Source organism: Nocardia sp. NPDC060259, assembly GCF_042728775.1.
Taxonomy (GTDB): domain Bacteria; phylum Actinomycetota; class Actinomycetes; order Mycobacteriales; family Mycobacteriaceae; genus Nocardia.
In genome coordinates this window covers 1-14,367 of sequence record NZ_JBHXAY010000143.1, presented here as the reverse complement: position 1 = coordinate 14,367, position 14,367 = coordinate 1, and the positions used below count along the sequence as shown (strand labels likewise).

Sequence of the window (14,367 nt, the reverse complement as noted above, 5' to 3'; positions counted from 1 at the left end):
GGGGAACCACCCGGCCTGCGACAAAGATCATTGCCTGGCAATCGAATTGCGAATGTCGGGCGCCACACGCACCCGCATTGTCACGGGAGCGCCACCATCGCCCCGGGAAATACCGGGACTCGACTGAGGCAGCAGAGGACAACCCGACCGCCGTCTCCGGCGGTCCACGTCGGATTACCATTCTGCCAACCGTCGTGTCGGTACCACTCCACGTCTTCGAAGATCGTGTCGTGCGGGACGGGGTTGTCGCCGGCTGTCCCGTCACCGTCGCCGACGGGCCCTTCACCCAGCGTGCCAGAGGGCTTCTCGAAGCCATAGATCTGGCCGCCTGCGTCGTAGGAGCCGAACACCCGGCTGTACGCGTTCCATCCGCTGCCGACGCGTCGTCCGCCATCACCCCCGGTCCAGGTCGGCGAGCCGTTCGTCCAGCCGTCATGGCGAAACCAGTCCATCTCACCGTCGGCGGTGATCCCGTAGATGATGCCGCGACCGACCGAGAACACCCTCGGATAGGTATTCCATCCGCTGCCGACACGTCTGCCGCCATCGCCCCCGGTCCAGGTCGGAGAGCCGTCGGTCCAGCCTTCGTGGCGGTACCAATCCAACTCACCCTCGGGCGTGATCCCGTAGATGACGAAGCCGTTGGATTCCCCCGCGACTGTCCGCCTGCCTCCCGCGAAGACCTGGGCGTAGGTGTTCCAGCCGCTGCCGACGAGACGCCCGCCGTCCCCGGCTGTCCAGGTCGCGGTGCCGTCCTTGAACCCATCGTGGCTGTACCAGTGCATGTCCCCGTCGGGGGTGATCGCGTAGATGATCCCCTGCGCTCCACCCCAGAAAACGGAACTGTAGACATTCCAGCCCGATCCGACGTTGAGCCCGTCGTCCGGTCCCGTGAATTCGGAACCCACTCCCGTCCAGACGAGCGTGCCGTCCGATGTTCCGTCATGACGGGCCCACTGCAAATTTCCGTCGGGCTTGATCCAGTAGAAGACTTGACCGAAACCGCTCATCGATCCTCCATTCGTATACCGAGGAAGAACGCAAGATGTCAGCCGGAAAAGTATTCCACGTGGGTCGAGTCGGGGCGGCTCCTAGCCGACTTCGCGCTGCTCCCGCACCCGCGCCGGCTTGTAGTTGCTGCCGGGGGGCGCGCCGAGGGCGGCCGCGAGTTCGTCGGCGTCGGCCTGGTCGGACTGGACCTCCTCGATCGCCAGCCGGGCGAAGACCCACTGCTCGGTGGCGGCCATCTGACCACGGTTGCGGCCGAGGAACGAGACGAACCAGCCGATCACGGTGACGATCCGGCTGCGGTAGCCCACCAGGTAGTAGAGGTGCAGCGCCAGCCAGGCCAGCCAGGCGAGGAAACCGCTGAACTCGATCTTGCCGATCTGGCAGACGGCGTCGAAGCGCGAGATCGTCGCCATCGAGCCCTTGTTGAAGTACTTGAACGGCGCCCGCTGCTCGGGGGTCTGACCCTTGAGACCGGCCTTGATGGCCTTGGCCGCATACGTCGAACCCTGGATCGCGCCCTGCGCCTGACCCGGCACACCGGGCACCGACATGAGGTCGCCGACCACGAAGACATTCGGGTGGCCTTTGACGGTGAGGTCCGGTTCCACGATCACGCGACCGGCCCGGTCGACCTCGGTACCGTCGGAACGCTCGGCGATCATCTTGCCCAGCGGGCTGGCCTGCACACCGGCCGACCACACCTTGCAGGTGGCTTCGATGCGCCGGGTGCTGCCATCGGCGTCCTTGACGACGACACCGTGCGCGTCGACATCGGTCACCATGGCGTTGAGCTGGATCTCCACGCCCATCTTCTCGAGCCGCTTGGCGGCCTTGGCGCCCAGCTTCGGGCCCATCGGGCCGAGAACCGCGCCCGCGCCCTCGAGCAGGATGACGCGCGCGTCGCGCGGGTCGATGGTGCGGAAGGTGCCGTCGAGCGTGCGGTCGGCGAGCTCGGCGATCTGGCCGGCGAGCTCGACACCGGTGGGGCCAGCGCCGACGACGATGAACGTCATCAGCCGGTCGCGCTCTTCCTGGGTGGTCGCCAGCTCGGCCTGCTCGAACGAGCCGAGGATGCGCGCGCGCAGTTCGAGCGCGTCGTCGATGGTCTTCATGCCGGGCGCGAAGGTGGCGAAGTGGTCGTTGCCGAAGTACGACTGCTGCGCGCCGGTGGCGACGATGAGGCTGTCGAAGGGGGTGACGGTGTCGCGGTTGAGTAGTCGAGAGGTGACCGTGTTGTTGACCAGGTCGACATCGTGGACGTCACCGAGCAGCACCTGCGCGTTCTTCTGCTTGCGCAGCACCAGCCGGGTGGCGGGGGCGATCTCACCGGTGGAGAGGATGCCGGTGGCCACCTGGTACAGCAGCGGCTGGAACAGGTGGGTGGAGGTCTTGGAGATCAGGGTGATGTCGACATCGGCCTTGCGCAGGTGCCTGGTGCCGAACAACCCGCCGAACCCGGAACCGATCACCACCACACGGTGCCGCTGGTTCCCGACAGACTGAGTGCTCATCGTCCTGCTCCTCGACAGACTGGGGTGGGCCCCGCAATGGTGGTGACGGGGTTAACCGTAGTCGGCTCCGGATGCGACGTCGCCACGAGATCCCGGTTCCGATCTTGCTGTGGTGCGTTCCTTCACCGGGTGCCGGGCGCCGCGGTGAGATCCACCAGGGCGCCCGGACCGGCTGACAAGATCGAGAATACGGGACGGGACGGGTCAGCGACCGGCAAGCAGAAGCTCGGCCACCTTGGTGTCCGTCTCGGCGCCCTCGGTGTAGCCGCCCTCGGCGCCGAGCGCGTTCATGATGGCGAGGGTGTAGCGCTCACCGTTGCCCGCGACGCCGACCGAGTTGACCACCCAGCCGTCGGCCTCGGCCGACCAGCCGTTCTTCAGGCCGGGACGCATCCGCGAGCCCGCGCCCCACACGCCCCAGTGCTGGTTGGAGTCGACCGACCGCATCCGGTCGAGCAGGTAGGCCAGGTCGTCGGGGTGCATGGTGTCGAGGATGGTGTTCATCAGCCGGTCGAGGTCGGCGGCGGTGCACTTCTGGAACGACCAGTCGGGGAACATCGCGGACATGGTCGGCTGCGGGATCAGGCTGACCATGCCGTAGGCGCGGAACGCGTTGTTGTAGGCCATCCGGTCGATGCCGATGTACTTGTTCCACAGCACGTTGGTGGCGGCATCGTTGGAGGTGGCCAGCATCGCTTCGATATTGGTGCGGTCCTCGGGGGACAGGCCGATGGCGCCGGCCCTGGCCCGGTTGAGCAGGTCCGCGGCGATGGCGAGTTTGATCGTCGACGCGGTCCACACCTGGTTCTCGGCGTGCTCGTTGGCGTAGATCCCGCCGGTCTGGCGGTCGCGCAGCACGTAGCCGACGACGCCAGGGCGTCCGGCGAGGTAGGAGTTCACCCGCGCTATCCGCGAACTCATGTCGTTGTCGAAGCCGGGTAGCGACACCTGGGTCAACGCGGGCGGCGCGGCGTGCGCCGGAGCGGTCAGCACAGGAACGCCCGGAGTGAGGACGGCCGCGGCGGCGAGGAGACAGGCGGTTGCTGCGACCCGGGATACGACGCGGGTGGAGGGGGAACGGTCACGCACGAGGGACCACACTCGCACACCCGGCGCCCCAGCGCACTATTTGCGAAGAAATCCACGATCTTGTGACAGCGCCGTTGCGCCGCACGGGTTTTCCGCTCAGTGGTGGGCGGCGTGCGGCGTCGCGATCGGGCAGCCGTTGAGCCGATGGCAATGTTCGAACGCTTCGCCGTGCTGATCGAGCGGCCAGGAGTGCAGCACCTGCTCCGGCCCGTAACGCCGGGAATTGATCAGCTCCCAGCGGGCGCCTGCGCGGCGGACGATGAAACCGCCACCGGGAACCAGGGGAATCACCTGCGCGATCATGAACCGGACCAGCCTTTCGCCTGCGGCCGAACTGTCCCACCCGACGACAACGATCCCACGGCCGGTTTCGCCGGTAGCGTAGGCGCGGCGGGTAACGCATTGCGGTGTGGCCTATTTCACTTGCCCTGGTCGGTGGCGACGGCGGGGCCGCACGATTGCGGGTCGGTCGCTGGGCGTATAAACAACGGATGCCGTTGCACCTCCATCGCGCCGAACGCGCCGACGCGCTGGCCGACGGACTCGCGGGTGTGCTCGGCGCCGTCCCGGCCGACCCGTTCACCACCGAGGTGGTCGCGGTGCCCGCCAAAGGCGTGGAGCGCTGGCTGGCGCAGCGGCTGTCCGGTGTGCTCGGGGTGACGGGCACGGGGGACGGTGTGGCCGCCAATATCGCGTTCCCCGCCCCGACGGCGCTGGTGGCCGAGGTGCTGGCCGCGGCCAGCGGGATCGCGCCCGCCGACGATCCGTGGGCCGGGCAGCGGCTGGTGTGGACCTTGCTCCGGGTGATCGACGAGGTCGCGGATCAGCCGTGGGCGGCGGTTCTGGCGCGTCATCTCGGCCTGCCCGGTGCCGGGCATCGGGTGGGCAGGCGCTATGCCACCGCCGCGCACCTCGCGACCCTGTTCGACTCCTACGCCGCGCAGCGGCCGCAACTGCTGCTCGACTGGGCGGCGGGCGCCGACACCGACGGCGCAGGCGGGATCGTGCCCGACGATCTGGCCTGGCAACCCCTGCTCTGGCGGGCATTGCGCACGGCCGTCGGCTCGCCGAGCCCGGCCGAACGCCTGGCTGCCGCGTGCGCCCGGCTGCGGGCCGAACCGGATTCCGTCGATCTCCCTGGACGCCTGTCCCTGTTCGGTCTTACCCGGCTGCCCGCCGACCAGGTGGCCGTGCTGACCGCCCTGGCCGAACATCGTGAGGTCCACCTGTGGCTCGCGCATCCGAGCCCCGCGATGTGGACGGCACTGTCGGAGGCGAGGGCAGCCGGTCCGGTGGCTGTCCTGCCCGCGCCGGACCGTAGCGGTGTGGTCCCGCGGTCGGCCGACCACACCGCCGATCTGGTTCGCCACCCCCTCCTGTCCGGACTGGCCAGAGACGTTCGTGAACTGCAACAGCGTCTGAACCCGTTGCTGCACACCGAGACCCACCTCCCCGTCGAGTCTGCGGCGACCACCTTGCTCGGCGCCGTGCAGACCGCTGTCCGCGACGACCGGGTTCCAGCCGCAGGCGCCGTGCCGGACGGCACCGTCGAGGTACACGCCTGCCACGGCCCCGCCCGGCAGGTGGAGGTTTTGCGCGACCTGCTCCTGACGACCTTCTCGGCCGATCCCACCCTCCAGCCGCGTGACGTGCTGATCATGTGCCCGGACGTCGAGGCCTACGCCCCGCTGGTGCGGGCCGCCTTCGGACATCGCGGGGCAGGCGCGGTGGATCTGCCCGTCGAAGGCGAGCATCCGGCGCATCAGCTGCGGGTCCGGCTCGCCGATCGCGGGCGGGCGGTCACCAACCCGATGCTGGCCGTGGTCATCGAGCTGCTGGAGCTGGCAGACGGACGCGTCACTGTGACGCAGGTGCTGGATCTGGCGGCGAGCGAGACCGTGCGCCGCCGCTGTGGGTTCGATGACGACGATATCGAGCGGCTGCGCGAGTGGGCGGCCGAGTCGGGCGCCCGCTGGGGGATCGGGCAGCGCCAGCGCGAGGCGTTCGGCCTCGCCGACTTCGCGCAGAACACCCTCAATGCCGCCGTCGACCGGATCCTGCTCGGCGTCACCGCCGACGAGTCCGGTGACGACTGGCTGGATCTGGCCTTGCCGCTCGACGACGTCGACTCCAACGATGTCGACCTGGCGGGCAGGTTCGCCGAATTTGTCGACCGGCTCGCCGTCTGCCTGCGCGATCTGCGCGGACCGCGGCCCGCCGCGGAATGGACGGCGGTGCTGCTGCGCGCGGTCGACCTGCTCACCGACGTGCCGGACGCGCACTCCTGGATCCGGACCGAGGCGCGCCGCGAGATCGTCGCCGCCACCGAGCACGCCGGTGCCACACCGCTGCGGCTGGCCGATGTCGCGGTGCTGCTGACCGGGCGCCTGGCGGGCGGGCCTGGGCGGGCCAACTTCCGCACCGGCGAACTCACCGTGTGCACGCTGGTCCCGATGCGGTCGGTGCCGCACAAGGTCGTGCTCCTGCTCGGCCTCGACGACGACGTCTTCCCCCGCCCCGGCACCGTCGACGGCGACGACCTGCTGGCCCGCGACCCGCTGGTCGGGGAGCGCGATGCCCGCAGCGAGGATCGTCAGCTGCTGCTCGACGCGATCATGGCGGCGGGGGAGAAGCTGCTGATCCTGCACACCGGCGCCGACCCGGTGACCGGCGCCGCGCGCCCACCCGCGGTGCCGGTGGCCGAGCTGCTCGACATCCTCACCGCCCATGTGGGCCGGGCGGCGATGGACGCGGTCCATGTCCGGCACCCCTTGCAGTCTTTCGACCGTCGCAATTTCGCCCCCGACCGTCCGCGCAGTTTCGACACCGTCGCCCTGGCCGGTGCCCGGGCCGCCGCGCGCCCGTCGCAGCCGCGTCCGCCGCTGCTGGCCGCGCCGCTGCCGCCCGCCCCGCTCGCGGATGTCGCACTGGCGGAACTGATCTCGTTCGCCGAACATCCGGTGCGCGCGTTCCTGTGGCAGCGGCTCGGACTGCGGGTGCCCGAGGAGGCCGAGGACATCGCCGAACAGCTGCCGATCGAACTCGACGGCCTGGCGAAATGGGATCTGGGCGAACGGATGCTGACCGCACGGCTGACCGGCGCCGACCCCGCCGGTCTGCGCGCCGCGGAATGGCGGCGAGGCACGTTGCCGCCGTTCGGTTTCGGCGCCGCGGTGCTCGACGAGGTGGAAGGCACCGTCGACACCCTCGTGCGCACCGCACTGCCCGACTACGAAGCGTCCCCGCGTGCAGTCGACATCGCGATCGATCTCGGCAACGGCCGCACCCTGGCAGGCACCGTCCCCGAGGTCCGTGGCGAGACCCTGGTGCGCACCACCTACTCCCGGCTGGCACCCAAACACCGTCTGGCGGCGTGGGTGTCGCTGCTCGCGCTCGCCGCGACCGAGGACAGGTCGTGGCGGGCGATCAGTACCGGACGCGGCCAGTTCCGCAGCAGGCCGGTCGCCCGATCGGTGATCGCGGCGCCCGAGGCTCCCGCCGCGCTGGCCGTGCTGCGCGACCTGGTCCGCCTGCGCGACGAGGGGCTGTGTGAACCACTGCCGGTCGCGCCCGCGGCCACCGCGGCGTACGCCGAGCGCCGTTTCCGCGGTGACAGCGTCGCCGATGCCCTGCTCGCCGCCGAACACGCCTTCGACGGCGGACCCAACGGCCCGGACAAATTCGGCGACCACACCGACCGCTACCTGCGCTACGTGTGGGGTCGTGCACCCCGATTCGCCCAGCTCGCCGCCGAATCCGCGCGGGCGGGCGAGGCGGAGAGCACCCGCTTCGGCGCGGTCGCGCGCCGCTGGTGGGCGCCGCTGCTCGCCGCCGAGAGTCAGGGGCAGCCATGACCGGGACGATGTCGGCGCCCGCCGCTTTCGACGCCGCGGGCGCGCTGCCCGAGGGAACCACCGTGCTCGAGGCCAGCGCGGGCACGGGCAAGACGCACGCCATCGTCGGACTCGCCGTCCGCTATGTCGCCGAGGCGGGGATCGGCATCACCGAACTGCTGCTGGTGACCTTCAGCCGCGCCGCCACCCAGGAACTGCGCGAACGGACCAGGGACCGCTTCGTCACCGTCGCCGCCGCCCTGGCCGACCAGGACATCGCGCGCGCCCATCCGGACGAGCTGGTGCGCGCACTGGCCGACACCGACCCCGCGACGCTGCGGCTGCGTAGGCACCGATTGCTCACCGCCCTCGCCGATTTCGACGCGGGCACCATCGCCACCACGCACTCGTTCTGCCAGCGCATGCTCGACGAACTCGGCCTGGCGGGCGAGCACGACCCCGGCGCCCGGCTGGTGGAATCTGTCGACGACCTCGTCGCCACCGTCGCCGACGACCTCTACCTGGCGCGCTACGCCCGCGACCGGGCGCCGTTCACCCTCCGCGAGGCGCACACCCTCGCCCTGGCCGCGGTGGGCGACCGGCACGCCGACCTCGCGCCACGGTCCGACGGCGCGGCCGGTGAGCGGGTCGCCTTCGCGACGGCGGTCCGCGCGGAGACCGAACGCCGCAAACGCCGTGCGGGACTGCGCGATTTCGACGATCTGCTGGTCCTGCTGCACGAGGTTCTCGCCGACCCCGAGCACGGCCGGCGGGCCTGCGCGCGGATCCGGCAGCGGTACCGGGTGGCGCTGGTCGACGAGTTCCAGGACACCGACCCGCTGCAATGGGACATCCTGCGCCTGGCCTTCCACGGACACGCCACCCTCGTCCTGGTCGGTGACCCGAAACAGGCCATCTACGCCTTCCGCGGTGCGGAGGTGCTCAGTTACCTCGACGCCGTCGCCCTCGCCGAACAGCGCAGCGAACTCACCCGCAACTGGCGCAGCGACGCGGGTCTGCTGCGCGCCGTCGACCATCTGTGCGGCGGTGCGGAATTGGGCCACCCCGAGATCAGCGTCTACCCCGTCACGCCGACCCGGCCCGCGACCCGGCTGCACGGTCACCCCGAGGTGATCACGCCGTTGCGGCTGCGAGTGCTGCCGCGCACAGGGGCAGGGCCACGCAACCGGTCGGGGTTCCCCTCGGTCGGCAGGCAGCGGGCGAAGGTGGCCGACGACCTGGCCGCCGACATCGTGACCCTGCTCGAATCCGGGGCGATGATCGAGGCCAAACCCGAACGCGGCGCGGATCATTCGCTGACCGAGGTCGGTGACGGGCGGGTGCGCAGGCCGATCGGGCCCGGCGATATCGCGGTCCTCGTGCGTACCCGCACCCAGATCGAGGTGGTGCGGGCCGCACTGGACCGAGTCGGCGTCGCGTCCGTCCTGGCCGGCGGCACCAGCGTTTTCGCGACCGTGGCCGCCACCGATTGGCTGTGGGTGCTGCGGGCGCTGGAGCAGCCGCATCGCGGCGACCGGGTACGGCTGGCCGCGTGCACGCCGATCCTGGGCGTGACCGTCACCGAGATCGATGCCGGCGGAGCCGATCTCGTCGGCCGGGTCTCCACCCAGTTGCGGGAGGCGGCCCGGCTGTTCGGCCGCGCGGGCTTCGCCGCGGTCTTCGATAAGCTGGCCACCGAAACCGATCTCGCGCCGCGCCTGCTCGCGGTGGACAACGGCGAACGCGAACTGACCGACCTGCGCCATATCGCTCAGCTGCTCGACGAGGTCGCCCTCGCCGACGGGCTCGGCCTGACCGCGCTGACCCGCTGGCTGGCCGATCGGGTGCGCGACCCGGAGGCGGGCAGTATCAGCGGCCGCAGCAGGCGCCTCGATCGGGACGCGGCGGCCGTGCAGATCGCGACCGTGCACGCCAGCAAGGGCCTCGAATTCCCCATCGTCTACCTGCCTTTCGCCTGGGACAGCGCCAAGAACCCCTATCCGGCGACGCTGCTGTTCCACGACGACAACGGCACCCGCGTCCTCGATATCGGCGGCAAGGAGGCGCCCGGCTACAGCGAACGCCAGATGCGCTGTGAGGCCGAGGAATCGGGGGAGGAGCTGCGACTGCTGTATGTCGCGCTGACCCGCGCCATGTGCCAGGTCGTCGCCTGGTGGGCACCCGCGGTCACCACCGGCGCCGCGCCTCTGCACCGGATGATCCTCGGTAGACGGCCCGGGTCGGCCCAGGTGCCGCGGCGGGCGGAGATCCCCACGGATACCGCCGCGGTGCAACGGATCTCCGAGTGGGCCGCACCCGCGTCCGAGGTGATCTCGGTGACCGCGGTCGACCGTCCCGAGGATGTCGTGCCACGGCGGGTCCGCACCGAACTGCCGACCGGTGAGCTGGCCGCGGCCGGTTTCACGCGAGTACTCGACCAGCAGTGGCGACGGACCTCGTACTCCGCGCTCACGGCGGGCGCCCACGATATCGCCGGGGTCACCGAGGAAGAGCCGGAGGACGGCCCTGGTCCCGACGACGAACCGGCCGAAGCTCCCGTCGACGCCCTCACCGGCGGCACGGGCGCGCCCTCCCTGATGAATGCCCTGCCCTACGGTGCCGAGTTCGGCACGCTCGTGCACGGCGTCCTCGAAATGGTCGACACCTCGGCGCCCGACCTCGCCGCCGAGGTCCACACCCGCTGCGTGGCAGCGGTCGAGCACACCATGGCCGAACTCGACGTCGACCTGCTGTCCACCGCGCTCCTCGAAGTCCTGCGCACGCCCGCCGATTTCGGCTCGCTCGCCGCGATCGCGACCCGTGATCGACTGTGCGAGATGGAATTCGAACTCCCGCTCGGTGGCGGTGACACCCCCGGCGCCCGGTCGGCGGGCATGCACGCGATCGCCGACCTGCTCCGCACCCATCTGCTCGCCGACGACGTGCTGTCCGGCTACGCCGACCACCTGGCGGCGCTCCCGGACACCGTCCTGCGCGGCTACCTCACCGGCAGCATCGACGCCGTGCTGCGGGTACCCGACGCCGCGGGTGAGCACCGCTACCTCATCGTCGACTACAAGACGAACCGGCTCGGCACCGGTGATCTCACCGTCGAGCACTACCGGCGCGAGCACATGGTGACGGAGATGATCCGCTCCCACTATCCGCTCCAGGCACTCCTGTATGCGGTTGCGCTGCACCGCTACCTGCGGTGGCGGCTGCCCGGCTACGACCCGGCCCGCCACCTCGGCGGCGCCCGCTACCTGTTCGTGCGCGGCATGATCGGCGCGGCCACCCCGCCCGGCCGCGGAATCTTCGACTGGCATCCTCCCGCCGAACTCGTTGTCGCACTGTCGGATCTGCTCGCAGAAGGGGCGCGATGACGTCTATCCAGGTGGCGCAGAGGGGAACTGGGCTCCTGCGTGTCTTCAACGAAGCCGGTGTGCTCTCCGCCGCCGATGTGCACGTCGCGGTGCGGCTGGGGCGGATGGGTCGTGAGGCCGACGAGCATGTGCTGTTCGCGGCCGCGCTGGCGGTTCGCGCGGTGCGGTCGGGGTCGGTGTGCCTGGAGCTGGCGCGGATGCGGGAGATCGGCATAGATGCCGACGAAACCCGCGACACCGCAACGGGAATCGACCCGGCGACACTACCGTGGCCGGACACCGATCGGGTGCTTGCCGCATTGCGGCGCAGTCCGCTGATCTGCGGTGGGCAAGCCGGGCCGTTGCGGCCGTTGCGGATTGTCGAAGCCGACGCCGAGGGTGGCGCGCTGCTCTACCTCGCCCGGTACTACCAGCAGGAGCAGACCCTGCGGCGGGTGCTCACCGAGCGCAGTGCCGATCACCCGTCGATCGACACCGAACTGGTGCGCGCGGAACTCGATCGGCTCTTCGCCGACCCCCTCGCTGCGGGCCCGGACCGACAGCGGTTGGCCGCCGCGCTCGCCGCTACCCACTGGACCACCGTCGTCGCGGGTGGCCCCGGCACCGGCAAGACCCACACGATCGCCCGGATCCTCGCCCTGCTCACCGCACACCGCCGCGCCAGCCCGAAACTGCCCGCCCTGCGCATCGCGCTGGCCGCGCCGACCGGCAAGGCCGCCGCGCGACTCCAGGAAGCGGTGCGTGAGCAGGCCGCCGAGCTGGGTCTGCCCGAGCTGACCGCCGCGACCCTGCACCGTCTGCTCGGCTGGCAGCGCGGACGCACCACGCGGTTCCGGCACCACGAACACAACCGGCTGCCCTACGACGTCGTGGTGGTCGACGAGACGTCCATGGTGTCGCTGACGATGATGAGCCACCTGTTCTCCGCATTGCGGCCCGACACCCGGCTCGTCCTGGTGGGTGACCCGGACCAGCTCGCCTCCGTCGACGCGGGTGCGGTGCTGGCGGATCTGGTCGCCGGGCCGATCGGCGGCGCACCGAACCCGGCGCTGCGGGAGTTGCTGCAGTCCGATTCGACGTTCGGCGCGGAGCTTACAGAAGACGGCGCGGCTGAGTCGCCGCTCTGGACGGGCGCATCGGCGAATCTATCCGGGCCGCAAGCGGATACGGAATCGCTCACCGCGCTGGAGCAGCGCCGCCTGCGCGGTGGCATCGTGCGGCTGACGCGGGGCAGGCGCTTCGGCGGCCGGATCGCGGACCTGGCCGTCGCCGTGCGCGCGGGTGACGCGGATGCCGCGCTGGCGATCCTGCGGGCGGGCGGTGACGATGTCTCGCTGTGCGCGCCCGACGACACCGCCGCGGTGCGCGCGGACGTGACCACCGCGGCCCTCGCCGTCACCGAGGCCGCCAACGCCGGCGACGCGGTCGGCGCCCTCGCCGCGCTGGAATCGCATCGACTGCTGTGCGCCCACCGGCAGGGCCCGTTCGGTGTGGAGCGCTGGGACCGGATGGCCGCGGACTGGGCCGCGGCGGGCGGCGCGGGACCTGAAGGGCCACAATCGGTCTGGTACCCGGGCCAGCCGCTGCTGGTCACCGCCAACGATCACGAGGCCCGCATCTACAACGGCGACACCGGGGTGATCGTGCGCCGCCCCGACGGTTCCCTGCGCGCGGCCCTGCAACGCGGCAGCGAACCGTACCTGGTGCACCCGACCCAGTTCCCCGCGGTGGTCACCGTGTTCGCGATGACCATCCACCGCAGCCAGGGCAGCCAGTACGACACTGTCTCGGTGGTTCTGCCCGAACCCGAATCCACGCTGCTGACCAGGGAATTGCTCTACACCGCGATCACCCGTGCCCGGGTCCACGTGCGCATCATCGGCACCGAGGAGTCGATCCGCGCCGCCATCGGACGGCGGGTGCTCCGGGCCAGCGGATTGTCCCGGAGCACCCCGCCGTCGTAGCGGTCAGCGGGCGGAACTGCGCGAGAAGTTCCAGGACCACCAGTGGTCGTCGTCGAGGTCGGCGCGGATGGGGTCCTCGATCTCGGTGCGGAGCTCGGGCGGCAGCTGCGTCAGCGCGGGAATGATGTCGGGGGAGAGGTCGCTCAGATACGCGGTGTCGAGGCGTTTGCCGTGCTCCCACCGATCGATATTCCGTTCGGCGACAAGATGTTCCGGGTTGAGGATCGCCAGCGCGATGAGCGTGCCGAGCGCGGTGCCCACCGCGGCGCGTGGCACCCAGCTCCACCGCAACCGGGCGATCGCGACCAGGACGAGCACGTACACCACGCCCACCCACAGCTCACACACCTCCACCAGCAGCCGCAGCACCGTGAACCCGTAGGCCTGCTGATAGGTCCACATCCGCGCGAGTGCCGACCCGACGATCACGAGCGCCAGCACGCTCACCGCGCTCAGCAGAATCCGCAGCCAGCGCCGGTCGGCCGCCGTCTCGTGCGAGGACCAGCGCAGCACCGCCAGGATCACCGCCAGCGTCAGGATGCTCACCGCCGACAACTGCCAGAACCCACTGCGCGCGTACTCGGCGTAGGTCAGGCCGGCGGTCCGCTGTACGTAGTCGTCACCACCGAACAGCGCGACGAACTGGGCACCGACGAACACCCCGAACAGCACGGTCAACGCACCGACCGGCAACACCCACTCACTCCGCGACCACAACCGCGCGGGCCGCGGTGACGCCGCCGCCGCGGCAGGCGGACCGGCGAGCAGATACAGCGCACCGAGCGCACCCACCGCGACCACGCCGAACAACAGAATCCACTGCCAGGCGGTCGCCGCGTCCACGGTGGGCACCAACCCGCTCAGCAAGTCGGCGAACGTCGCGTCCGCCCCACCCAGCAACGGCACGAACACCACCAGCAACGCCACCGTCGCCGCGACCGACACCCCGTACCGCCGCACACTCGACAGCTCCGCGGGCCGCGCCTCCCGCAACCCCGAAAACGCCCACGGCACAGCACCGAACGAGGCGAACGGCACCGCGGCCATGTCGTGCACGATGCCCCGCGACGTCCGCCGTCCCAGCACCGCCAGCGAACCCGCGACACACGCCGCCAGCACACACAGCGCGAACAACCACCCGGCGGCGCGGACGGTGCCGACTCCGAGCAGTACGAGCGCGGCGATGGTCCACCACAGGCGATCGCGAGCGGTGACGGGCTCGGCGCTCGGCGCATTGCCACGGCTGGTGTCGTCGTCAGCGGGTGAAGAGCTGCCCGGCGCCGCGGCAGTCGAATCCTTGTCGCCCCCTGTGGGCTGATCGGTGCCGGCCGCAGGCAGTTGCGCTGACGCGTGGCCTTCGCCGGTGCTCGGGACAGAGTCCGCGTCGACATCGGCTGACCGCCCGGGGTAGCCGAGGGCGAGGCTGTCGCCGGCCAGGTGGAGGTCGCCCGGGACGCCGGGCGGGGTGGGGCGCAGGGCCGCGTCCAGGACGTGGGCGCGGGTGCCGGTGACGGGGGTGCCGAGGACGGGGTGGGGGGTGTCGGCGAGGTCGGCGGTGAGGGTGTCGACGGTGGCC

General features: G+C 70.9%; 8 protein-coding genes. 3 read left to right on the top strand and 5 right to left on the bottom strand.

What is annotated here, in order from left to right:
- Positions 1-80: 80 nt before the first annotated feature.
- The 4 genes from ACFWF2_RS31230 to ACFWF2_RS31215 form a co-directional block, all read right to left on the bottom strand.
- Positions 81-1,010: a tachylectin-related carbohydrate-binding protein gene (locus ACFWF2_RS31230; protein WP_379311077.1), complete on the bottom strand. Its 930-nt coding sequence runs from the start codon at positions 1,008-1,010 to the stop codon at positions 81-83.
- A gap of 81 nt (positions 1,011-1,091) precedes the next feature.
- The gene (locus ACFWF2_RS31225) at positions 1,092-2,522 is read right to left on the bottom strand and encodes an NAD(P)/FAD-dependent oxidoreductase (protein ID WP_379311076.1); all 1,431 of its coding nucleotides are present in this window, start codon (positions 2,520-2,522) and stop codon (positions 1,092-1,094) included.
- Positions 2,523-2,726: 204 nt separating this feature from the next.
- Positions 2,727-3,623 carry a tat pathway signal sequence gene (locus tag ACFWF2_RS31220; protein ID WP_379311078.1) on the bottom strand — a complete coding sequence of 299 codons (897 nt, stop codon included), beginning with the start codon at positions 3,621-3,623 and terminating at the stop codon, positions 2,727-2,729.
- An 84-nt stretch (positions 3,624-3,707) separates the two neighbouring features.
- Positions 3,708-3,914 (bottom strand): hypothetical protein, encoded by a 207-nt coding sequence (locus ACFWF2_RS31215; RefSeq protein WP_379311075.1) that lies wholly within the window; start codon positions 3,912-3,914, stop codon positions 3,708-3,710.
- Between the two features lie 188 nt (positions 3,915-4,102).
- Here ACFWF2_RS31215 and recC point away from each other — a divergent pair, with 188 nt between their 5' ends.
- Genes recC through recD form a run of 3 tightly spaced genes read left to right on the top strand, consistent with a single transcriptional unit; the run spans position 4,103 to position 12,791 of the window.
- Positions 4,103-7,465 (top strand): exodeoxyribonuclease V subunit gamma, encoded by a 3,363-nt coding sequence (recC, locus tag ACFWF2_RS31210; protein WP_379311074.1) that lies wholly within the window; start codon positions 4,103-4,105, stop codon positions 7,463-7,465.
- Entirely contained in the window at positions 7,462-10,827 is a 3,366-nt protein-coding gene (locus ACFWF2_RS31205; protein WP_379311073.1) for a UvrD-helicase domain-containing protein, read from the top strand. Before recC ends, ACFWF2_RS31205 begins: the two co-directional genes overlap by 4 nt.
- Positions 10,824-12,791 carry an exodeoxyribonuclease V subunit alpha gene (gene recD / locus ACFWF2_RS31200; protein WP_379311072.1) on the top strand — a complete coding sequence of 656 codons (1,968 nt, stop codon included), beginning with the start codon at positions 10,824-10,826 and terminating at the stop codon, positions 12,789-12,791. The genes ACFWF2_RS31205 and recD overlap by 4 nt, the downstream gene beginning before the upstream one ends.
- A 3-nt stretch (positions 12,792-12,794) precedes the next feature.
- On the opposite strand, the gene ACFWF2_RS31195 is transcribed toward recD, so the two are convergent.
- Positions 12,795-14,367: DUF4153 domain-containing protein (locus tag ACFWF2_RS31195; RefSeq protein WP_379311071.1), on the bottom strand; the 1,573-nt coding region annotated here is incomplete at its 5' end.

What these genes read in the sequence shown, in the direction of transcription:
- recD (WP_379311072.1), top strand. Translation starts at nt 10,824, where the DNA reads ATGACGTCTATCCAGGTGGCGCAGAGGGGAACTGGGCTCCTGCGTGTC.
- ACFWF2_RS31225 (WP_379311076.1), bottom strand. Translation starts at nt 2,522, where the DNA reads ATGAGCACTCAGTCTGTCGGGAACCAGCGGCACCGTGTGGTGGTGATC.
- ACFWF2_RS31230 (WP_379311077.1), bottom strand. Translation starts at nt 1,010, where the DNA reads ATGAGCGGTTTCGGTCAAGTCTTCTACTGGATCAAGCCCGACGGAAAT.
- ACFWF2_RS31205 (WP_379311073.1), top strand. Translation starts at nt 7,462, where the DNA reads ATGACCGGGACGATGTCGGCGCCCGCCGCTTTCGACGCCGCGGGCGCG.
- ACFWF2_RS31215 (WP_379311075.1), bottom strand. Translation starts at nt 3,914, where the DNA reads ATGATCGCGCAGGTGATTCCCCTGGTTCCCGGTGGCGGTTTCATCGTC.
- recC (WP_379311074.1), top strand. Translation starts at nt 4,103, where the DNA reads ATGCCGTTGCACCTCCATCGCGCCGAACGCGCCGACGCGCTGGCCGAC.